This is a genomic window from Microcystis aeruginosa LEGE 91341 (assembly GCF_015206885.1).
Classification (GTDB): domain Bacteria; phylum Cyanobacteriota; class Cyanobacteriia; order Cyanobacteriales; family Microcystaceae; genus Microcystis; species Microcystis aeruginosa_H.
Genome location: NZ_JADEXY010000056.1, coordinates 1 through 20,472 on the forward strand (window position 1 = coordinate 1; position 20,472 = coordinate 20,472).

20 protein-coding genes are annotated in these 20,472 nt (G+C 43.3%); 13 read left to right on the top strand and 7 right to left on the bottom strand.

The features are described 5' to 3' along the window. Positions 1 to 123: 123 nt before the first annotated feature. Both IQ234_RS10355 and galE read right to left on the bottom strand, forming a co-directional pair. Positions 124 to 549 (bottom strand): hypothetical protein, encoded by a 426-nt coding sequence (locus IQ234_RS10355; RefSeq protein WP_193957032.1) that lies wholly within the window; start codon positions 547 to 549, stop codon positions 124 to 126. 234 nt (positions 550 to 783) lie between these two features. Beyond that, complete coding sequence (galE, locus tag IQ234_RS10360) at positions 784 to 1,782, bottom strand: UDP-glucose 4-epimerase GalE (protein ID WP_193957033.1); 999 nt, start codon at positions 1,780 to 1,782, stop codon at positions 784 to 786. Between the two features lie 69 nt (positions 1,783 to 1,851). On the opposite strand from galE, the gene pap reads away from it, so the two are divergent. From pap to purN, 3 genes are all read left to right on the top strand, one after another. After that, a complete protein-coding gene (gene pap / locus IQ234_RS10365; RefSeq protein WP_193957034.1) occupies positions 1,852 to 3,345 on the top strand; it encodes a polyphosphate:AMP phosphotransferase in 1,494 nt (497 codons plus the stop codon). A gap of 110 nt (positions 3,346 to 3,455) precedes the next feature. Further along, the gene (locus tag IQ234_RS10370) at positions 3,456 to 3,740 is read left to right on the top strand and encodes a hypothetical protein (RefSeq protein ID WP_193957035.1); all 285 of its coding nucleotides are present in this window, start codon (positions 3,456 to 3,458) and stop codon (positions 3,738 to 3,740) included. Further along, positions 3,737 to 4,375, top strand: coding sequence for a phosphoribosylglycinamide formyltransferase (purN, locus tag IQ234_RS10375; RefSeq protein WP_193957036.1), 639 nt, complete (start codon positions 3,737 to 3,739; stop codon positions 4,373 to 4,375). The genes IQ234_RS10370 and purN overlap by 4 nt, the downstream gene beginning before the upstream one ends. A 231-nt stretch (positions 4,376 to 4,606) precedes the next feature. Here purN and IQ234_RS10380 read toward each other — a convergent pair whose 3' ends face one another. Beyond that, on the bottom strand, positions 4,607 to 5,203 hold the full coding sequence (locus IQ234_RS10380) for a Uma2 family endonuclease (protein ID WP_193957037.1): 597 nt from the start codon (positions 5,201 to 5,203) through the stop codon (positions 4,607 to 4,609). Between the two features lie 321 nt (positions 5,204 to 5,524). Between IQ234_RS10380 and IQ234_RS10385 the strand changes: the two genes are divergently transcribed. Continuing rightward, a complete protein-coding gene (locus tag IQ234_RS10385) occupies positions 5,525 to 8,245 on the top strand; it encodes a valine--tRNA ligase (protein ID WP_193957038.1) in 2,721 nt (906 codons plus the stop codon). Positions 8,246 to 8,314: 69 nt separating this feature from the next. On the opposite strand, the gene IQ234_RS10390 is transcribed toward IQ234_RS10385, so the two are convergent. Together IQ234_RS10390 and IQ234_RS10395 are read right to left on the bottom strand one after the other, a co-directional pair. Then, positions 8,315 to 9,751 carry an NADP-dependent isocitrate dehydrogenase gene (locus IQ234_RS10390; RefSeq protein WP_193957039.1) on the bottom strand — a complete coding sequence of 479 codons (1,437 nt, stop codon included), beginning with the start codon at positions 9,749 to 9,751 and terminating at the stop codon, positions 8,315 to 8,317. A 391-nt stretch (positions 9,752 to 10,142) separates the two neighbouring features. Next, positions 10,143 to 10,286 (bottom strand): high light inducible protein, encoded by a 144-nt coding sequence (locus IQ234_RS10395; protein ID WP_002734821.1) that lies wholly within the window; start codon positions 10,284 to 10,286, stop codon positions 10,143 to 10,145. A gap of 276 nt (positions 10,287 to 10,562) precedes the next feature. On the opposite strand from IQ234_RS10395, the gene IQ234_RS10400 reads away from it, so the two are divergent. Next, the gene (locus IQ234_RS10400; protein WP_193957040.1) at positions 10,563 to 12,125 is read left to right on the top strand and encodes a B12-binding domain-containing radical SAM protein; all 1,563 of its coding nucleotides are present in this window, start codon (positions 10,563 to 10,565) and stop codon (positions 12,123 to 12,125) included. A gap of 259 nt (positions 12,126 to 12,384) precedes the next feature. Further along, complete coding sequence (locus IQ234_RS10405; protein ID WP_193957041.1) at positions 12,385 to 13,458, top strand: hypothetical protein; 1,074 nt, start codon at positions 12,385 to 12,387, stop codon at positions 13,456 to 13,458. Positions 13,459 to 13,460: 2 nt separating this feature from the next. Here the strand turns inward: IQ234_RS10405 and IQ234_RS10410 are convergent, their stop codons facing one another. Next, positions 13,461 to 13,904, bottom strand: a complete 444-nt coding sequence (locus IQ234_RS10410; protein WP_193957042.1) for a molybdenum cofactor biosynthesis protein MoaE — start codon at positions 13,902 to 13,904, stop codon at positions 13,461 to 13,463. Positions 13,905 to 14,178: 274 nt separating this feature from the next. On the opposite strand from IQ234_RS10410, the gene IQ234_RS10415 reads away from it, so the two are divergent. Both IQ234_RS10415 and corA read left to right on the top strand, forming a co-directional pair. After that, a complete protein-coding gene (locus tag IQ234_RS10415) occupies positions 14,179 to 15,456 on the top strand; it encodes a recombinase family protein (protein ID WP_193957043.1) in 1,278 nt (425 codons plus the stop codon). A gap of 209 nt (positions 15,457 to 15,665) precedes the next feature. Next, positions 15,666 to 16,826: a magnesium/cobalt transporter CorA gene (gene corA, locus IQ234_RS10420; protein WP_193957044.1), complete on the top strand. Its 1,161-nt coding sequence runs from the start codon at positions 15,666 to 15,668 to the stop codon at positions 16,824 to 16,826. 59 nt (positions 16,827 to 16,885) lie between these two features. Here corA and IQ234_RS10425 read toward each other — a convergent pair whose 3' ends face one another. Continuing rightward, complete coding sequence (locus IQ234_RS10425; protein ID WP_008199960.1) at positions 16,886 to 17,062, bottom strand: hypothetical protein; 177 nt, start codon at positions 17,060 to 17,062, stop codon at positions 16,886 to 16,888. 504 nt (positions 17,063 to 17,566) lie between these two features. Here IQ234_RS10425 and IQ234_RS10430 point away from each other — a divergent pair. The 5 genes from IQ234_RS10430 (at position 17,567) to IQ234_RS10450 (ending at position 20,466) form a co-directional block, all read left to right on the top strand. Then, complete coding sequence (locus IQ234_RS10430) at positions 17,567 to 17,722, top strand: hypothetical protein (RefSeq protein WP_172456231.1); 156 nt, start codon at positions 17,567 to 17,569, stop codon at positions 17,720 to 17,722. Positions 17,723 to 17,789: 67 nt separating this feature from the next. Next, positions 17,790 to 18,905, top strand: a complete 1,116-nt coding sequence (locus IQ234_RS10435; RefSeq protein WP_193957045.1) for a universal stress protein — start codon at positions 17,790 to 17,792, stop codon at positions 18,903 to 18,905. A gap of 177 nt (positions 18,906 to 19,082) precedes the next feature. After that, a complete protein-coding gene (gene def / locus IQ234_RS10440; RefSeq protein ID WP_110580238.1) occupies positions 19,083 to 19,658 on the top strand; it encodes a peptide deformylase in 576 nt (191 codons plus the stop codon). Between the two features lie 31 nt (positions 19,659 to 19,689). Further along, complete coding sequence (locus tag IQ234_RS10445; RefSeq protein WP_002731987.1) at positions 19,690 to 19,887, top strand: hypothetical protein; 198 nt, start codon at positions 19,690 to 19,692, stop codon at positions 19,885 to 19,887. Positions 19,888 to 20,148: 261 nt separating this feature from the next. Beyond that, positions 20,149 to 20,466: a 2Fe-2S iron-sulfur cluster-binding protein gene (locus IQ234_RS10450; RefSeq protein ID WP_002746781.1), complete on the top strand. Its 318-nt coding sequence runs from the start codon at positions 20,149 to 20,151 to the stop codon at positions 20,464 to 20,466. Positions 20,467 to 20,472: the final 6 nt, after the last annotated feature.

A 20,472-nucleotide genomic window follows, 5' to 3' on the forward strand; every position in this document is an offset into this window, starting at 1 on the left:
TGATAACTGATAACTGATAACTGATAACTGATAACTGATAACTGATAACTGATAACTGATAACTGATAACTGATAACTGATAACTGATAACTGATAACTGATAACTGATAACTGATAACTGATTTACTGTGCTTGACAATAGGTATTAAAAGCTTCGCCAGTTTCTTTTTCTAATTGTCCAGCTTTTCTTACCTTTTCCTGTGCTAATTTTGCCCCGTTTTTATTGCGAGTTTCGATCACTTGAATTATTTCACGAGTGGCAGTGGCATAATCTTCGTAAACTTGAGCGAAAGCGATTTTATATTTATCTAGTTCGGGATCCTTCACTGCTAATTTTTTCATATTTTCCGCGGCCTGTTCGATTTTATCGGCGGCTAATAGCCAACTTTTTTGGTCAATTTCTGTCCCTTGACCCTTGGTTAAAGATTTGGTTTCTTGGGCCACTTCGTTGGCAATCCGATAGATTTTTTGACATTGAAACTGTTTACTATCAGCACAACTCGCCAAAAAAGTCAAGCCCATAAATATTAAGATTATTTTGTTATTCATAGCATTGCATTTGAGATAATTCTGGAGAAGCTTATAGCGGTAAACTATCAGCCTCTAGTGTTTTTTTACTGTTATCGACTGATAAGTAGGTGGATGTTCAAAATTGTCAGATACCCCCCTTATCAAGGGGGAATTAAGGGGGGATCAAAGACAAAATCTATCTTCAATTTAATTGAAACCACTTACTTAGAATTGTTCAATCTGATAATAGTAAAGTTTAGCACTTGATCGCTGTTAAGCGTGTCTTTTTTGATGCCAATTCCAGGCGTGTTCAACTATTACCTTGAGATCGGCATATTGGGGATGCCAACCGAGAACCTGTTTAGCTTTATCACTACTGCCGATTAAAATCGGGGCATCACCTGCCCTTCTGGGACTTTCGATGATAGGAATATCTAAACCAGTTACCGCTTGCGCTGTTTCAATCACTTCACGCACAGAAAAACCGTTACCATTACCCAAATTAAACACATTACTTTCGCCCCCATTTAAGAGATATTCTAAGCCTAAAACGTGAGCCTGTGCCAAATCATTAACATGGATATAATCCCGCACAGCAGTGCCATCGGGAGTATCATAATCCGTGCCGAAAACTGACAGGGAATCCCGTTTTTTCAGGGCAGTTAATAAAGCCAAGGGAATTAAATGGGTTTCCGGTTGGTGATCTTCCCCTAATAAACCACTGGGATCGGCTCCTGAAGCATTAAAATAACGGAAAGCCACCGATTTTAAACCATAGGCTGGATCAAAATCTCTAAGAATTTGTTCCACCATTTCCTTACTGGCTGCGTAGGGACTGAGGGGATGATGGGGATGACTTTCCGTCATCGGAATTTCCTTCGGCATTCCATAAATGGCACAGGTGGAAGAAAAAACAAATTTCTTCACATCGGCAGCGATCATCGCTTGCAAAAGAGTCAGACTACCACTAACATTATTTTGATAGTAAATAGCCGGTTCTTGGACCGATTCCCCCACGGCAATAAAAGCGGCAAAGTGCATGACAGCGGTAATATCACGACTAGCAAATAAATCATCCAGTAGCGATCGATCCCTAGTATCACCGACAATTAACTCAACTTTTAATATATCCTTAATAATTTCGGCGTGACCGTAGGATAAATTATCGAGTACGATGACGGAATAACCGGCATTTTTGAGCGCTAGAACTGCATGGGAACCAATATAACCCGCACCGCCAGTAACGAGAATGGTAGGTTTAACTTGAGACACGCGATCATACCTATTTGAAATTGACTTGTCTATAACTTTATACCCTAATTTTGCTTTGAGTTGACCATCATGTTAAGTCCCCTCGATCTATCTCTTTCCCTTGACAAGGAAACTTATCAATCACAAATTAAAGATTTAATGCAGCAACTGCGATCGCTACAGAAGTCCTGTTGGGAGTGCAAATTACCCGTGGTGGTGGTTTTGGAAGGTTGGGCGGCGGCAGGGAAGGGAACTTTAGTCAAAAAAATGGTTAACTATATGGATCCTCGCGGTTTTACCGTCCATCCAATTTTAACCCCTTCCCCCCAAGAGGAAAGTTACCCGTTTTTGTGGCGATTTTGGCAAAAACTGCCAGCAAAAGGCAGTATCGGCATTTTTTATCACAGTTGGTACACCCATCTACTAGAGGATCGACTCTTAAATAAATTGCCCTCCTCCCAGATTCCCCTAGTCATGCGCGATATCAACACCTTTGAGCGACAATTATTTGATGATCGGGTTGCGATCGCTAAATTCTGGATTCACCTCAGTCAAAAGGAATTAAAGTCACGCATCAAAGAATACGCCGAAAATGAACTAGAATCTTGGCGCGTGCGTCCAGAAGATTGGCAACAGGCCAAACGTTATGATGAGTATGCCAGTTTAGCCGAGGAAATGATTACCTACACTAGCACGGGGGCCGCCCCTTGGATATTGGTGGAGGGCAACTGTCAACGTTGGGCCCGGGTAAAAGTTCTCTCCCAATTAGTCGGTACGATCGCTCAAGCTTTGGATCAGCGCCAATTACCGATCGAACCTCCTGTCAATCTACCACCTCAAGCCCAGTTACTGCCCACAGAACCCGATTATCTGGGGAGAGTGGACTTAAGTGCCAAATTGGAAAAAGAAGACTATAAAATCCGTTTGCGTCAGGCACAGGTAGAATTAAGAAAGCTGCAATTAGAGATTTTTCAGGCAAATATTCCCGTTTTAGTCCTCTTTGAAGGATGGGATGCCGCCGGTAAGGGAGGTGCGATCAAACGCTTAACCGATACCCTCGATCCTCGCAGTTATCAAGTGATTGCCTTTGCTGCCCCGACGGAGGAAGAACACCGCTATCATTATCTCTGGCGCTTCTGGCGCAAATTACCCGCAGCCAAAACTATCGGTATATTCGATCGCAGTTGGTATGGACGGATTTTGGTGGAGAGAGTGGAAGGATTCGCTAAAGATATGGAGTGGCGACGGGCATATCAAGAAATTAACGAATTTGAAGCACAATTAACCCATTCAGGCTGTGTTTTAGTCAAATTCTGGTTACATATTAGTCCCGAAGAACAGTTAAATCGCTTCAACGAGCGCCAAACTAACCCCTATCGTCAGCATAAACTCACCGATGAAGATTGGCGCAATCGGGAAAAACAGCCCCTCTATCATGTGGCAGTTAATCACATGGTAGCCCGTACTAGCACCCCCGTCGCCCCCTGGACGATTGTAGCGGCAAATGATAAGTATTTCGCCCGCGTTAAAGTCATAGAAACAGTCATTGCCGCTATTGAAACGGGTTTGAAACAACGGGGATAGGGGAGGGGATGGGGATTTTTTCGATTCCCCTCCCTTAACCCTGATGTACTGAGAAGCAGAGTCGAGAACTTCATTGAACGTTTTGAATATCCACCAGAGGAGAAACAATCATGAATCTCAATGAGTTGCCAGGAGCCGAGATCATCTTACCCGGACTGAGGGATCTTCACAATGGGGAGTCCAATACCATTGGGGCGCTGCTAGTTGCGATCGCATCGACGCGCCTAACCGAAGTCGGTTTCGATATCCCTAAAAATCACCTAGCTTCAGAGCCTGAGCTAACCTTGTATGCCTATCTCCAAGAGGAACGGGATGATGCTTATTCTTACTATAATGCTTTGCTGAATCGCCTCAATAGCTTTTGCAATGCACTCGAACTCGGTTATAAAATATGATGACAATTTCCCCAAGTTTAATTTCTCCCGATCTTAGTTTGGCCGATATTCCCCTAGAGGAAACCCTCTCTTTAGGAGTGATGGCTTCTGGTAGTGGTTCCAATTTTGCTGTTTTGGCAGCAGCGATCGCTAAAAAACAGCTAAATGCCCGGATTTCTGTCCTCATCTACAATAATCCCGATGCCAAGGTAAAAGAAAAAGCCGATCACTACAATATCCCTGCGGTTTTCCTCGATCATCGTCAATTTAAACCCAGAGAAGAACTCGATCGGGCAATAGTCGAAACTTTCCAAGAATACGGCGTAAAATGGGTAATTATGGCGGGCTGGATGCGAATTGTCACCCCGGTTTTACTAGATGCTTTTCCCGATCGCGTGATCAATATCCATCCTAGTTTACTACCCAGTTTTAAAGGTGTGCGTGCCGTGGAACAAGCTTTAGCGGCAGGGGTAAAAGTGACCGGATGTACTGTGCATATCGCTCGCGCGGAGGTAGATAGTGGACCAATTTTAATGCAAGCAGTGGTTCCCATTCTCCCGGATGATACCGCAGCCAGTCTCCACGAACGCATTCAAGTGCAAGAACATCGCATTTTCCCAGTAGCGATCGCTTTAGCGGCGAAATTGAGCCTATAGAGATCGATTTCTGGACTTTCTTGGCGAGAATACTGGCAAAAAAACAAAAATTCAAGGCAAATCGTTAAATAGGGTTTGCAGCAAAAAGTTTGTTGGTGGGGTTAGGAGTCAGTAGCCAGTAGTCAGGAGTAAGGAGAATTAAGAATGAATAATAATCAGTTAAATGGTCTATTTACAGACTTTATGCTATTTAATCCTTATTTTTGCCGTTTTTGAACCCTGAAAAATTAATTATGCAAGAGGTTTATTAATTATATTAAAAGTAACTCCTTCGTAAATTTCCTGAAAACTGAGATCGAAATTGACAGAAGTTAAAGATAAACTGGCATTTTCGCCCTCGTATTCCGTTAATAACCATTTATTTTCTTCAGTTTTGTTATACTGCATGATATAGGGACGACTTTGACTAATCAGAATATATTCTTGCAATTCCGGCAGCGAACGATAATAGAGAAATTTATCGCCCTGGTCATAATTTTGAGTTGATTTTGAGAGGACTTCTACTATTAATCTGGGATTGGTAACAGTTGTCTTGCCAGTTTCATAATAAATCGGTTCTCCCTCAATTAACATCACATCGGGATAGGTTGCTTGACGATATTGCGCTATCCATAATTTCACATCACCGATAAAAATATTATATTTCTGTCCTTTGAGGGCAAATTTTAAATAAGCGGCAAAATTGAGAGCAATTTTATTATGATCGGTAGTGCCTCCTGTCATCGGTATAATTTCCCCATCTTGATACTCATGTTTATAGGCTGCCGTTTCCTCTAGTTGTAAATATTCGGCAAAGCTATAGGTACTTTTATCTGTTGCTATGGTCATAATTTAAGTAGCTGGTTATAATTAAATTAAAAATGGATTTTAGGTTCGATCACCCCTTAATCCCCCCTTGATAAGGGGGGCATCTGAAAGTTTTTAATACCTACCCACTTATTGATTGACTCCCTCAATTGATTATAGCAATTATTATACTGGTGAGATACAAAAAAGTTACCAGAAATTAGCTATTTTTACCCAAGTAAAAGATAACAGCTATCTTAATAGGACTCTTGAAAATTTTTAGCTGGCAACTAAACAGGAATTTGATCTCTCCCAAATGTGGGACAATTGACAAAGAACTAAGAATTGTAGAATCCCCCCATCATGACCTCGGAACTATCGAAGCAATACGATCCCAAGATCACAGAAACGAAATGGCAGCAATATTGGGAAAATCAAGAAATATTTACAGCAAACCCCGAAAAAGGCGGCGAAACCTACTGTATAGTCATCCCCCCTCCCAATGTTACCGGTAGTCTCCACATGGGTCACGCTTTTGAGAGTTCCTTGATTGATACACTTGTTCGCTACAAACGCATGACCGGCAAAAATACCCTCTGGCTGCCCGGTACAGATCACGCTAGTATTGCAGTACAAGCTATACTCGATCGCCAATTAAAAGCCGAAAAAACCGACCGTTATCAACTAGGAAGGGAAAAATTCCTCGATCGCGCTTGGCAATGGAAAGAGGAGTCTGGTAGTACCATTGTTAATCAACTGCGACGCTTGGGGGTATCCGTCGATTGGACGCGGGAACGTTTCACCATGGACGAGGGACTTTCCCATGCTGTCCGTACTGCTTTTATCAAACTCTATGAGGACGGATTAATCTATCGCGGTCAATACTTGGTTAACTGGTGTCCCGAATCCCGGTCGGCCGTTTCCGATTTAGAGGTGGAAAACAAGGATATTGAGGGAAATCTCTGGTATTTTCGCTATCCTCTCAGCGATGGTAGCGGTTATCTTCAAGTAGCCACCACAAGGCCTGAAACCATGCTCGGTGATACTGGTGTCGCTGTCAACCCGCAAGACCCCCGTTATCGCCATTTAATCGGCAAAACCGTCACTTTACCGATAATGGGGCGAGAAATCCCGATTATTGCCGATGAATTAGTGGATCCCCAATTCGGTACCGGTTGCGTCAAAGTTACGCCGGCCCACGATCCCAAGGATTTTGAGATGGGTAAACGCCATAATTTAGCCTTTATTAATATCATGAATTTAGACGGCAGTTTAAACGAAAATGCCGGAATATTCGCAGGTCAAGATCGTTTTGTTGCCCGCAAAAATGTCGTTAAAAAACTCGATGAAGACGGTTTTTTAGTTAAGATTGAAGCCTATCGCCATAGCGTCCCCTATAGCGATCGAGGTAAAGTTCCCGTGGAACCCCTTTTATCTACCCAATGGTTCGTTAAAATTGAACCTTTAGCCACAAAAGCTTTAGCCTGTTTAGATCAGGAAAACTCGCCCCGTTTTGTGCCAGAAAGATGGACAAAAGTTTATCGTGATTGGTTAGTTAAACTAAAAGATTGGTGTATTTCTCGACAACTGTGGTGGGGTCATCAAATTCCCGCTTGGTATATTATCAGTGAAACTAATAACGAAATTACTAATCATACTCCCTTCGTCGTTGCTCAGGATGAAACCTCCGCTTTAGCTAAGGCCAAACAGGAGTATGGAGAGGATATAATTATTCAACAAGACCCCGATGTTTTAGATACTTGGTTTTCCTCGGGATTGTGGCCATTTTCGACTATGGGATGGCCAGAAAAAACCCTTGATCTAGACACCTATTATCCCACCACAACCCTCGTCACCGGTTTTGATATTATCTTTTTCTGGGTGGCCAGAATGACGATGATGGCGGGCTATTTTACGCGACAAATGCCTTTTAAAGATGTCTATATTCACGGTTTAGTTAGGGATGAAAACGGCAAAAAGATGTCTAAATCTGCCAATAACGGCATCGATCCCCTAATTTTAATTGATAAATATGGAACCGATGCTTTACGATATACCTTAATCCGAGAAGTGGCAGGAGCAGGACAGGATATCAGTCTGCAATACAACCGTAAAACCGATGAATCGGAATCCGTAGAAGCGGCCCGAAATTTTGCCAATAAAATTTGGAATGCTTCCCGTTTTGTCATGATGAATCTGGAGGGAAAAACCCCAGAAGAATTGGGAGAACCAGCTTTAGAAAATTTAGAATTAGCTGATCGCTGGATTTTATCTCGTTATCATCAAACAGTGCAAAAAACTAGAGATTATCTAGAAAATTATGGCATGGGAGAAGCGGCAAAAGGTCTATACGAATTTATCTGGGGCGATTTCTGTGATTGGTATATCGAGTTAGTGAAAACTCGTTTATGGAAGGATAAAGAATCGGTTTCCTGTGCTACAGCAAGGCAAACTTTGGCTTTTATCTTGGCAGGAACATTAAAATTATTACATCCCTTTATGCCCCATATTACCGAGGAAATTTGGCATCATTTAACCCAAGAAAATCAGCAGGTTTTGGCCTTAGAAACCTATCCAATAGCTGATAGTTCTCTGATCGATCTAGATTTAGAAAATACTTTTGAGTTATTAATAGAAAGTATTCGGGTGTTGCGTAATTTGCGGGCCGAAGCGGGGATTAAACCGGGGGCAACGATCACGGCAATTTTACAGACAGAAAACAGCCAAGAATTAGCTATTCTGCAACGCGGACAAGTGTACTTAAAAGACTTGGCCAAGATTGAAAACTTAATTTTGACGGCCAAATTAACCGAGGAAGTCAATCAAGCGATCGCTGGTGTTGTCGCTACGGTAGAAATCCTCATCCCCCTGTCCGGATTGGTTGATATATCGGTATTGGCTGGCAAATTAGCGAAAAATTTAGCTAAAGTAGAAGGGGAAATCAAGAGTTTAAGCGATCGCTTGAATAAACCTAGCTTTGTCGAAAAAGCTCCAGAAGCTTTAATCCAAAAAACGAAGCAAGCTTTAGCAGAGTCCGAAAAACAAGCCCAAATTCTCCAAGAACGCTTAAAACGTCTGCATTAACGGAGGCAGGGGTTATTTTGGGGATTTTCCGAAAAATAGGGCAGTTTTCAGGCTACCCTAAGCGGAAAACTAATCCCCAAAATGGGAGATGATTGCATCGGCAAATTCGGAACATTTCAGCGGAGGATTAACGGGAGGTTCCATCAGACGCGCTAAATCGTAGGTAACTTGTCGATTAGCGATCGCCGCTGCGATGCCTTTTTTAATCAAATCGGCCGCTTCTTGCCATCCCATGTATTCCAACATCATCACCCCCGAAAGAATCACCGAACCGGGGTTAATTCGGTCTAAACCGGCGTGTTTAGGGGCTGTGCCGTGGGTTGCCTCAAAAATAGCGCAAGTATCGCCAATATTCGCCCCGGGTCCCATCCCTAAACCACCGACGATCGCCGCTGCCGCATCGGAGAGATAATCACCATTCAGGTTCATGGTAGCGAGGATCGAGTATTCATCGGGACGGGTTTGGACCTGTTGGAAGATACTATCGGCAATGCGATCGTTAACCATAATTTTATCTTTCCACTGCCCATTGCCGTGGGTTTCCCAGATAGCATCGAGAACACTGGTAACTTCTTGGCAGATTTTGGCTTTTTTCTCGTCTGTAAGGGCATCATAACCCGGTTCCACCATGCGGGCGTTATCTTCGATGCTCAGATCAGGGTTTTTCTCCTTATTACTCAGGATCCATGATTCCATCTCGGTAACGCACACATCCCGGAATTCACTTTTAGCTAATTCATAACCCCAATCCCGGAACGCCCCTTCCGTATATTTCATAATGTTACCCTTGTGGACGAGAGTAACTTGATTTTTCGGTTTCGGTAAAGTCAGCGCTCGTTCGATCGCCCGGCGGACTAATCTTTGGGAACCCGTCTTACTAATCGGTTTGATCCCGATACCCGCATCGAGGGGAATTTGTTTTTTACCGTGTTCGGGAGTGGCGGGAATTAGTTCCGTGTTGAGATAATTAATCAGTTTATCAGCGATTTCCGTGCCTTGTTTCCATTCGATGCCGAGATAGATATCCTCGGTATTTTCCCGATAGACGATGACATCGAGTTTTTCCGGGGTTTTATGGGGGGAAGGGGTTCCCGCATAGTAACGACAGGGACGAACACAGGCATAAAGGTCAAAAATCTGCCGCAGAGCCACATTCAGGGAACGAATGCCGCCACCGATGGGAGTGGTCAGGGGACCCTTGATGGCAATACCATATTCTTTAATCGCTGTCAAGGTATCTTGGGGTAGATATTGATAGGTCCCGTAGATTTCGCAAGCTTCATCGCCAGCATAGACTTTAAACCAATGGATTTTCCTTTGACCACCGTAGGCTGTGGCGATCGCTGCATCGATAACTTTTTCGGTTGCGGGCCAGATATCGACCCCCGTACCGTCACCGCGAATGAAGGGAATGATCGGATCGTCGGGAACTAGAGGTTTTCCCTCAGAAAAAGTAATTTTCGAGCCTGTTGTCGGTGGGGTAATTTTTTCGTAGCTCACAGTCATGGGCTTCCAGAAACAGTATTTATCTATACGTTGGGAGTCTAGCGCCGTCAATATCTATACTTAGGGATTTTGGGTAATTTCTTAAAGATTCCCTCTACCCTATTGATAAGCTAAGACACATTTAAACCGCTTATTCTTAAATTAGCCGAACCTCCCCCAATCCCTTTACTGTTGCCTTTTGCCTCTTGCCTCTTGCCTCGTCTCAACAAGCAATTTAAATTACGAACAGCTTACTACTCACTACTTAGCTTCACCATGAGTGATTATTGTTTACTGATCACTGAAAAATCTCCCCAACCTCCCACTTAAAAAGGGAAAGAGCTATGCTCCTCCCCCTTTTTTTTACAGTTTATTCAATATGATTGTAGATGCACAGCAATCGAGGCTCAAATTACATTAGGCCTAATTGAGCAAGGATGCCTTTGTGGGTTAAGTATTCCGTAGCTACGCCAATAACGAAACCGAGCATGGCTAAACGACCATTCCAGTTTTCAGCGAAAGCGGTGAAGCCGAGTTTGTTTTCTTGCTTATCCATGGTGAATTGCCTTCCTATAAGAAAATTGCGTTTGAGTCAAGTGCTTGATATTTAATGTAACATAACTTTTCAGACTATGCAACATTTCTTTACATAAATTTTATTGATGTTGACCATAAACTTTTATGGGGGTAGGGTCAAGGGTGGGCAATGGCGGCCGAAAATCAAGCCTGATCATAGTTCTGGGGCTAAATAACGGTTTTCCCATACCTGACCGAAAAAGATTACAATCAAGCGAAAGGTCAAGAATCGATCGCCATCGAGCGAGGAGTGAATATGCGCGCCTTACTGATTTATCCCGTTTTTCCGCCAACTTTCTGGTCCTATAACAAAATTCTGGAATTAGTCGATCGCAAAGTCTTACTTCCTCCCCTAGGTATGGTGACGGTGGCGGCGATTTTACCGCAGGAATGGGAATTTAAACTGGTCGATCGCAATATTCGGGCGGTGACAGAAGCAGAATGGGACTGGGCCGAAATAGTGATTCTTTCCGGCATGATTGTCCAACGTCAAGATTTAATCGAGCAAATTCACGAAGCCAAACAACGGGGTAAACTGGTGGCCGTGGGTGGTCCCTATCCCACTTCTATCCCCCACGAAGTTGCTGAGGCGGATTTTCTGATTCTCGATGAGGGAGAAATCACCATCCCGATGTTTGTGGAAGCATTGGCAAAAGGAGAAACTAAAGGTGTTTTCCGCACCACAGAAAAACCCGATGTGACAATTACCCCGATCCCCCGCTACGATCTGCTCGATTTTGAAGCTTATGATTCCATGTCGGTGCAGTTTTCGCGGGGCTGTCCCTTCCAGTGCGAATTTTGCGATATTATCGTTCTCTACGGTCGTAAACCCCGCACCAAAGCCCCCGCACAATTATTAAAAGAATTAGATTATCTCTACGAATTAGGTTGGCGCCGGGGCGTGTTCATGGTGGATGATAATTTTATCGGTAACAAGCGTAACGTTAAATTACTCCTCAAAGAATTAAAGGTTTGGCAAGAAGAACACCAGTATCCTTTCCGGTTTAACACGGAAGCGTCGGTGGATTTAGCCGCCGATGCCGAATTAATGGAAATGATGGTCGATTGTTATTTTGACGCGGTCTTTTTAGGCATTGAAACCCCCGACGAAGAAAGCTTACAATTAACCAAAAAATTCCAAAATACCCGTAGCTCCTTAACCGAGACGGTAGAAAAGATTATTAAAGCCGGATTGCGCCCTATGGCGGGATTTATCATCGGTTTTGATGGCGAGAAAAAAGGAGCAGCCGATCGCATTATTAATTTTGTCGAAGAAGCGGCCATTCCTACGGCTCTATTTGGAATGTTACAAGCTTTACCCAATACCGCCCTATGGACTCGCTTGGAAAAAGAAGGACGACTACGATTAACGGGGAAACAGGACATTAACCAAAGTACCCTGATGAATTTCGTTCCCACCCGGCCGATCGAAGATATTGCCACAGAATATATTGAAGCCTTCTGGACATTGTACGATCCAGAGGTATTTCTCGATCGCACCTATCGCTGTTTCCTGAAATTAGGCGCACCTAAAGCTAAACCAGCCTTTAAACTACCTCGCCGGGCTGATCTCTATGCCCTAGCGGTAATTATCTGGCGACAGGGCTTTAAACGTTCCACTCGCTGGAAATTCTGGCAGAATTTATTCGGTATTTTGCGCCATAATCCCGCCAATGCCGAACACTATATCACTGTCTGCGCCCACAACGAGCATTTCCTAGAATACCGTCAGATTGTTCGGGATGAAATTACGGCACAATTAGCCGAATTCCAACGCCAAGAGGCATTAATAGCCGAAAAAACCGCCATAGCGGCCTAATTATTCCGAGGATGGGTAAATAAGCCCATCCTTAATATTTTCTGTCCTGATGGTGGACGATCGATAAATCAATAATATTCCTATTTTCTGGTTAAAAATTCCCTCAATCTCTACCAAAGCAATTCAGTATAAATTCTTAATTTTCTAGATATAATTACATTTTTTCCCTAAAATGTTAGCTTGAATACTGAATAAATCGTAGAATCTTGATAAAGCCAGTATTTTTAGCTCCTTAACCCTATAAATCAAGGGAAAGTCAATGATTACTCGTCAAGAACTTAAGAAACTACAATCCCTAACTCAAATACCCGCCCTTTCCATTCTCTTACCCACCCATCGCACCTCACCGGATAACAAACAAGACCCTATTCTTGTTAAAAATTTGGTCGATGAAGCAAAGCGCCGATTATCGGAAGAATTCTCTAAACGTGAAATCGAACCTTTGTTCGATCGCCTCGATAGTCTAGTGGCTGAAATAGATTATCTTTATACTCTAGATGGATTAGCTCTCTACATTGGTCTAGATATGGCCAAGCTTTATAACCTGCCTTTTTCTGTCCAGGCAAGAGTTATCATCGATAAAACCTTTGCTACACGGGATTTAGTTTATGGATTACATCGAGAACAACCCTATTGGCTGTTACTATTAAGTCAGGGTTCTACTCGTTTAATCTCAGGTACAGGAGAAACTCTCGAAGAAATTCGCGATCAGAATTTTCCCCTAGAAATGACTGGACCGGGGGCCACCGCACCACTGCCCTTTGATGCCGATACCAGTTATCTAGATGATAGAATCCGGCGATTTTTCCAACAGGTAGATAATGCTCTGGGTGAATACGTTGATGATTCTTCCCCTTTGATTGTGGGTGGAGTGGTTCGTCAAATTTCCTTCTTTCAAGAAGTTTCACAGTACACATCAGCAATTGTTGGTACTTTAACCGGCAATTTTGACAAAACCTCACTGTCGGAATTAATGCCACAGGTATTGCCGATTATGCAGTCAGTGCGTCAGACTCAAAAAACTGAAGCTCTGCAAGCTTTGGATGCGGCAGTCAGCGCTCAAAAAGTTATCTCTACCCTGGGAGAAGTGTGGCGTTTAGCGCAGGAAGGTCGAGGAAAATTGTTATTAGTGGAGAAAAATTACCATGTACCCGCAGTTTTAGGCGAAAACGGTGATTTAGTGCTGGTGGAAAATGTCGGTGGTACGGAGGTAATCGATGATGCAGTGGATGAAATTATCGAAGCGGTATTGGCCAAGGGAGGACGTGTAGCTTTAGTCGAGGAGGATTCCTTGAACGATTACCAAAAAATCGCCTTGATTTTACGTTATTAGACCTAAGGCGCTATTTCACAAGCACCAATACTAACCCATTGACTAGAACCATCAGACCAGTATTCTTTTTTCCAGATGGGGGCATTATGCTTGAGAGTATCAATAGCATAACGACAGGCTGCGAAAGCTTCCCCCCGATGGGGACAACCCACCGCTACTAAGACGCTAATTTCCCCGATTTGTAGCTTACCGGTGCGATGGTGAATAACAACTCGATTGGTGTCGGGCCAGGTTTGCCGAATTTGCCGAGCAATTTGTCGGAAAACCTCCATCGCCATGGGTTCGTAGGCCTGATAATCAAGATAAATAACCGGTTTACCGTCGGTTTGCTCCCGTACAGTGCCACTCATTAGTACAATAGCCCCATTAGCCCCATCATCGGCTAATTGATATACTTCCTGCAAAGACAAGGGAGCAAAACTGATGCGAAAATTATCTAGCGTCATGGATGCTTTTTTCAGTGATTAGTAAACAGTAAATAGGGCTTGCTGAATAAATCTAAAAACCTTATTGGGTAAGACCTTTAGACTTTTTGTCAATCAAAAGGTACCAGATATGGGAGTGATCGGGGGGAAAGTTAGGCACTTTTTCCCTGAAAATTAGGTAATTGGCCACCTCAAAACTGGTAAAACCCTACACCCTACACCCCACACCCCACACCCTACCCCCACGAACAACTTTTTGCCGCAAACCCTATCTATAGGAGGATTTTGGCAGAACATGAAAATTATTGCCTACACCTATACTAACCCCCTGTTCGATAGTCCCCCTGATATCTCGATTTCGGCCTATTCTCCCGAACAAGTGTATCAGGATTTTGGCGATCGCTCACAACGGCAGCAACTGCTCCGCGATTGTCAAGAGACTCCCCCCCGACTGCTGATCCTGCGTCGTCTAGCAGAATTGGGAGACAATGGCACGGAAGTTAGCAAAATTTTACAATCCTTAGAAGCCCTCGACATAGATATAATTGCCCTAGAAGACCCGGATTATAAGCTGAATTTTGCCAAGATTCTGCAAGAAATATCAAAAAACGAACTAAGTAATCGTTTAAAAGCAGGTCACGCTCACAATCGTCTGCAAGCTTTGCCTCCCCCCGGAAAAGCACCCTACGGTTATCGTCGTGGCAAGGAGCGTTATATACTCGATCGCAGTACCGCACCGGTAGTCAAAGACTTTTTTGATCGCTTTTTGATTTCTGCTTCCCTGCGTTCCACGGTGCGCTATCTAGAAAAACGCTACGGCAAAAAGATATCGGTAGCTACTGCCCATAAATGGCTGACCAATCCCGTTTATCGCGGCGATTTGTGCTATCTCGGTCAAGATATTGTCCCCGATACCCACACCCCGATTATCTCCCGGGAAGAAGCAGCCCAGATCGATCGCATCCTGAGAAATAATCGCAAATTACCCCCCCGCAGTGCCAGCGCCCCGCGTTCCCTAGCGGGTTTAGTCGTCTGTAGTCAATGTCAATCGGGGATGACAATTACCAAAGTGACAGCGCGAGGAAAAGGCACAGAATACCTCTATTTGCGACCTTTGCAATGTCCCCGGACAAAAAAATGTTCGGCGATCGCTTATGAAAAAATTCTTCATAGCACAATCGAGCGCATTTGTCAAGACCTACCGCCGACAATCGCTCAGATATCTTTACCGGATTTAGAGGCGATTAAACGGGGAATGAGCAAGGAAATAGGGCAAAAAAACGATATTTTGTCGCAATTGCCCTCCCTAGAAGCGGTGGGAATTTTAGATCAAGAAACGGCTAATCTACGGGCCTATAAACTGAAAAACGAGATCGCGCAGATTCAAGGACGTTTAGACCAATTACCCCCCGATAACCTGACTATTATCGCTCGTGCCGTTGCTTTTCCGCAATTTTGGCGAGATTTATCGGAAATAGAGCGCCGTTTTTATTTTCGTGAGTTTATCCGTCGCATCGAAATCGAGAGAGAAACGGCTAATAATTGGCATTTACGTTTAATATTCGTTTTTTAAGCAGGTGGGTATTAAAAACTTTCAGATCCCCCCGCCTATCGGCACCCCCCTTATCAAGGGGGGCAGGGGGGATCGAACCTAAAATCCATTTTTAATTTAATTATAACCAGCTACTTAACAGTCTTGGACAATCTTAAAGTTAGCTAAAAATTGCGGTATTTTTGAGCGATTAATGCTAAGAAAAAGGCAAATAGCGATCGATCTCGACTATGAGCAATAACAAAAGATTAACTAGGTATAAAAAAGGGCGAAAATCCTCCCAGACAAAACCCCACCTTTACGATTATCACTATAACCAACCCGGGACGATGCCGGGGTTAATCACCATCGATGAAAATGCCGTTGCTACGGAGATATTTTTAATTAATTATAACCCCCAACAAGCCACTAGAGTCAATAATCTCTTACCAAAAGACTGTCTTAAATATTTATCGAATGATTCCATCTCTTGGATTGATATCGTCGGTTTGGGTAATGAAGATAAACTGCAAGAATTGGGGGAAATTTTTCATTTACATCCCTTAACCCTTGAGGATATAGTCAGTATTCCCCAAAGACCAAAAGTAGAAGAATGCGAGAATTATATTTTAATTATAGTGCCAATGGCTATCCTGATCGATCATCAGGGTTTTTTGCTAGAACAAATCAGTTTAATAGTCGGGAAGAATTATGTTTTAACCGTGCAGGAGGAAGGACAATACGATTCTTTAGAGGGAGTTAGGGAAAGAATCCGTTTAAATAAAGGTTCCATCCGACAGCAAAAATCGGGTTATTTGGCCTACGCAATTTGGGATGCTATTATTGACGGTTATTTTCCTGTGTTAGAGTCCTACGGAGAAAGAATCGAGGAGTTAGAAAACGAAATTTTAGCTAGTCCCACGGAACAGACTTTATCAAAAATTTACCAACTACGTCAGGAATTACTCTCCCTGCGACGGGCAATTTGGCCGCAAAGAGACATCCTCAATGCGCTTTTACGCGATGAATATATTGTCATCGATACAACGATTAAACCCTATCTAAGGGACTGTTATGACCATGTGGTACAGATCCTTGATGTTATCGAAAACTACCGGGAATTTGCCAATGGTTTAATGGATTTTTACCTGTCTTCCGTGAGTAATAAAATGAACGAGATTATGAAAACTTTAACGGTAATCTCGACGATTTTTATCCCTCTCACCTTCATTGTCGGTATTTATGGCATGAACTTTAATACTGATAAATCTCCCTATAATATGCCCGAATTAGAATGGTATTGGGGCTATATGTTCGTCTGGGTATTGATGCTAACCGTTGCTTTCAGTTTAATCATTTTCTTTTGGCGACGCGGCTGGTTTAAGAACCTATCGACAGGGAAGAAAAGATAAACTGTTAAGCAGATTAGGCGTATTCTATGGCATTGCCAGCATCTAGCAAGAGAAAATGGCTATTGCAGAGAAATTAATAATTTAGTGTCTGCGGTATTTTTTAACACTTTCAGTTGATGGCTTCTAATTTTGTCCAACCAACTATAGTGCTGGTTGCGACATTGATAGACGATATCGATGTCACCAATCTCTGACTTAACTTGAGCCAAGTAGTTTTCTAGTTCGCTAATTTTCATAACCAATCTCGCTTGCGCTGAAGGACATCAACCCTAAACCGAGAATTTTCCTAAAGGATAGGGGTGACTACAGTTATTATTATAGGCCGATCATAATTATTAAAAAAGTTCTTATCTAACAAAGTTGGCTAATGTCAGGGTTAGATGATAAATTGCCTGGGAATTTAAATTGTCTGTTGAGACGAGGCACTATTGCAATCCCGCAAAAGGCAACAGTAAAAGGATCGGGGAGATTAAGCTAATCTAAGGATAGGCGGTTAGAATGCGTCCTAGCTTATTGGTGAAGTTTCTTTCTAGTCGTCCTATCGGCACCCCCCTTATCAAGGGTAGATCCCCCCGCCTATCGGCACCCCCCTTATCAAGGGTAGATCCCCCCGCCTATCGGCACCCCCCTTATCAAGGGGGGCAGGGGGGATCGAACCTAAAATTTAATTATAACCGGCTACTTAAAAGAGCTTATTTACCGATAATCGCGCCAAGTCAATTGAGCAAGCGGTCGATAAAATGTCCTTATTATCGATTTTAGACGAGTTACTGAAATTGGCAGTAACCGTTAATTATTTTGAGGAGTTTCAGCAATTTTTTGAACAATGGTCTCATACTAAATCCGTTGAGTATAGGCTACATATTAGGACAGGCAAAAAGCAAAAGAGGGAATAAATAATCAGTTTTTAATAACTGGATTTAGTATTAATCTACAAGGCAAGTTGCCAAAAAGGAGACAATTGTGCGACGGGGAAGACATAAAATTTTTATCGGTATGGCTCCGGGAGTCGGGAAAACCTACAAGATGCTGGAGGAGGGGCATAGTCTCAGAAAGCAGGGAACCGACGTGGTGATTGGACTGCTCGAAACCCACGGCCGGAAAGAGACCGCCGAAAAAGCCGAGGGATTGGAAATCGTACCGAGAAAAATCCTAGAGAAAGAGGGATTCACTCTCTCGGAAATGGATACGGAAGCGATTATCGATCGCTCACCGCAGCTGTGTCTGATCGATGAATTGGCCCACACGAATGTACCCGGTTCGGAGCGAGAGAAACGCTTTCAGGACGTGGAGATAATTTTATCCCAGGGAATTGATGTTTACTCGACCGTGAATATCCAGCATATCGAGAGTTTAAACGATCTGGTTGCCCGAATCACCGGGGTGGTGGTGCGAGAGCGAATACCCGATCGAATTTTGGAGGAAGCTGATGAAGTGATCGTGGTAGATGTCACCGCCGAAACCCTAGAGGAAAGATTATTAGCGGGAAAAATCTACACTCCCGAAAAGATCCAACCATCTTTAAATAATTTCTTTCGACGACGTAATTTAATCGCTCTCCGGGAACTTGCCCTGCGCGAAGTGGCTGATACAGTAGAAGAAGAAGCGAGTAATTCAACATTTATCGGTCAATTCTGTCCCGTTCACGAACGGGTATTAGTCTGTGTTTCCACCTATCCCAACTCTTTACGGTTATTGCGTCGAGGAGCCCGGATAGCGGGGTATATGAACGCGGAATTTTTTGTGATTTTCGTCGATAACCCTGATCGCTTTCTCACCAGAGAGGAGGCGTTACATATCGAAACCTGCGAACGTTTATGTCGGGAATTCGAGGGCAAATTCTTACGGATTAAAAGCTATCAGGTGGCCGAAGCGATCGCCGAAGTGGCCGAACAGGAACGAATCACCCAGATTGTGATCGGGGAGAGCCGTCAATCGCGCTGGAAGCATTTAATCAAAGGTTCTTTCACCCAAAAACTCATGCGTCTGATCTGGCAGAAAAATATCGATCTTCACATCATCGCCACCGATCCAAAAGTACCAGTTAAAGACGCGCCGGCCAAGGGGACGAAAAGATAACCACCAAGGCTCCCACTTCCCCACTCCCCCACTTCCCACTCCCTGATATGGACGAACTGTCTGTGATCAGTGTAAAATTTTATGAAGAGTCTGGGCTTTTTTCTCCCTTTTCCGGAGAAATGCCCCAGCACCAGTGACTAAGATCAAAATTGTGTCATCCCATCGATAATTAAGTTTATGAGCGCCACTATTACCGTAGAAAAACGCAAATTAGAAAAACCCCCTTTAGAACTGCATTATCTCGGCGATCGAGTCCTGCGTCAACCGGCCAAGCGGATTGCTAAGGTCGATGACAGCATTCGTCAATTAGCCAGAGAAATGCTGCAAACTATGTATAGTGCTAATGGTATCGGTTTAGCAGCCCCGCAAGTAGCAGTCAATAAACAATTGATTGTCATCGATTGTGAACCCGATAAACCGGAAAATACGCCCTTAATTCTGATTAATCCCCAAATTATCGGTTATAGTCGGGAATTGTGCAAAGCGGAAGAGGGTTGTTTGAGTATTCCCGATGTGTTTTTAGATGTCATCCGTCCCCAAGCCATCGAAGTGAGTTATAAAGATGAACAGGGGAAACCGCGAAAACTGCAAGCTAACGGTTTACTAGCGCGGGTAATTCAACACGAAATGGATCATCTTAATGGTGTCATGTTCGTGGACAGAGTAGATAACGATTTGGCACTCAATGAAGAATTAAAAAAACACGGTTTTTCTGTGCAAGCGGTGAAACCCGTCGAGAAAGTGACAAAATAAAGGCATTAGTTAATTTAGGTGAGGAGTGAAGATGACCCCGAAAAGCGGCGTTTTATTGTTATTATCCTGTATTGCAGCGATCGCTGGTGTGGGTTGTGTCTTTGAAATTAGTTCGGGAGAACCGGATTTAGGCAATACCACCACTGGCTTAATTCTAGCGGCAAGTGTGCCACTAACAGCCCTATTTTTTTGGGCGGCGGTTAAAGACACGAGAGCCAATTACAAATAGAATAACTTCCCCTCGGTTATGGGAAAATTGGCATAATTTTCATGAGCAGAAGAGAGAATTTATTTCTCTCTTTTGTTTGTTTGAACTACAGGGCAAATTGCCAGAAAAAGTTACTTATTGTGAGTATCTTATCATCTTTTATGACAATCAATTATACCCCAACCAGTGAAAACCTGATTAGGTAAAGATTTCTCCCCTGTCCTCTATATCCGCAATCTAGAATGATAAAATAGGTGAAGTTCAAAGCATCATTCATTAGCTATGACCACAACCTACAAAGTAGAAATTTCTCATTTAGGAACAATACAAACGATCGAAGTTAGGGAAGATCAAACTATACTACAAGCGGCCTACGATGCGGGGATTGACTTACCCAGTTCCTGCAATGCGGGCGTATGTACTACCTGCGCCGCTCAACTTTCCCAGGGTAGCGTCGAACAAGGTGAGGGCATGGGATTATCCCCCGACCTGCAAAAAGAAGGCTATGCTTTGTTATGTGTGGCCTATCCTCGCTCGGATATTAAGCTGGAATCTGGCAAGGAAGAAGTAGTTTATCAACGTCAATTCGGAAAACCCTAGGTCAAA

Coding starts and splice junctions, on each gene's coding strand:
- corA (WP_193957044.1), top strand. CDS start 15,666: ATGAGCAATAACAAAAGATTAACTAGGTATAAAAAAGGGCGAAAATCC.
- IQ234_RS10450 (WP_002746781.1), top strand. CDS start 20,149: ATGACCACAACCTACAAAGTAGAAATTTCTCATTTAGGAACAATACAA.
- IQ234_RS10425 (WP_008199960.1), bottom strand. CDS start 17,062: ATGAAAATTAGCGAACTAGAAAACTACTTGGCTCAAGTTAAGTCAGAG.
- IQ234_RS10405 (WP_193957041.1), top strand. CDS start 12,385: ATGATTACTCGTCAAGAACTTAAGAAACTACAATCCCTAACTCAAATA.
- IQ234_RS10370 (WP_193957035.1), top strand. CDS start 3,456: ATGAATCTCAATGAGTTGCCAGGAGCCGAGATCATCTTACCCGGACTG.
- IQ234_RS10400 (WP_193957040.1), top strand. CDS start 10,563: ATGCGCGCCTTACTGATTTATCCCGTTTTTCCGCCAACTTTCTGGTCC.
- IQ234_RS10380 (WP_193957037.1), bottom strand. CDS start 5,203: ATGACCATAGCAACAGATAAAAGTACCTATAGCTTTGCCGAATATTTA.
- IQ234_RS10390 (WP_193957039.1), bottom strand. CDS start 9,751: ATGACTGTGAGCTACGAAAAAATTACCCCACCGACAACAGGCTCGAAA.
- IQ234_RS10430 (WP_172456231.1), top strand. CDS start 17,567: ATGTCCTTATTATCGATTTTAGACGAGTTACTGAAATTGGCAGTAACC.
- pap (WP_193957034.1), top strand. CDS start 1,852: ATGTTAAGTCCCCTCGATCTATCTCTTTCCCTTGACAAGGAAACTTAT.
- IQ234_RS10395 (WP_002734821.1), bottom strand. CDS start 10,286: ATGGATAAGCAAGAAAACAAACTCGGCTTCACCGCTTTCGCTGAAAAC.
- def (WP_110580238.1), top strand. CDS start 19,083: ATGAGCGCCACTATTACCGTAGAAAAACGCAAATTAGAAAAACCCCCT.
- IQ234_RS10385 (WP_193957038.1), top strand. CDS start 5,525: ATGACCTCGGAACTATCGAAGCAATACGATCCCAAGATCACAGAAACG.
- IQ234_RS10410 (WP_193957042.1), bottom strand. CDS start 13,904: ATGACGCTAGATAATTTTCGCATCAGTTTTGCTCCCTTGTCTTTGCAG.
- IQ234_RS10445 (WP_002731987.1), top strand. CDS start 19,690: ATGACCCCGAAAAGCGGCGTTTTATTGTTATTATCCTGTATTGCAGCG.
- IQ234_RS10355 (WP_193957032.1), bottom strand. CDS start 549: ATGAATAACAAAATAATCTTAATATTTATGGGCTTGACTTTTTTGGCG.
- purN (WP_193957036.1), top strand. CDS start 3,737: ATGATGACAATTTCCCCAAGTTTAATTTCTCCCGATCTTAGTTTGGCC.
- IQ234_RS10415 (WP_193957043.1), top strand. CDS start 14,179: ATGAAAATTATTGCCTACACCTATACTAACCCCCTGTTCGATAGTCCC.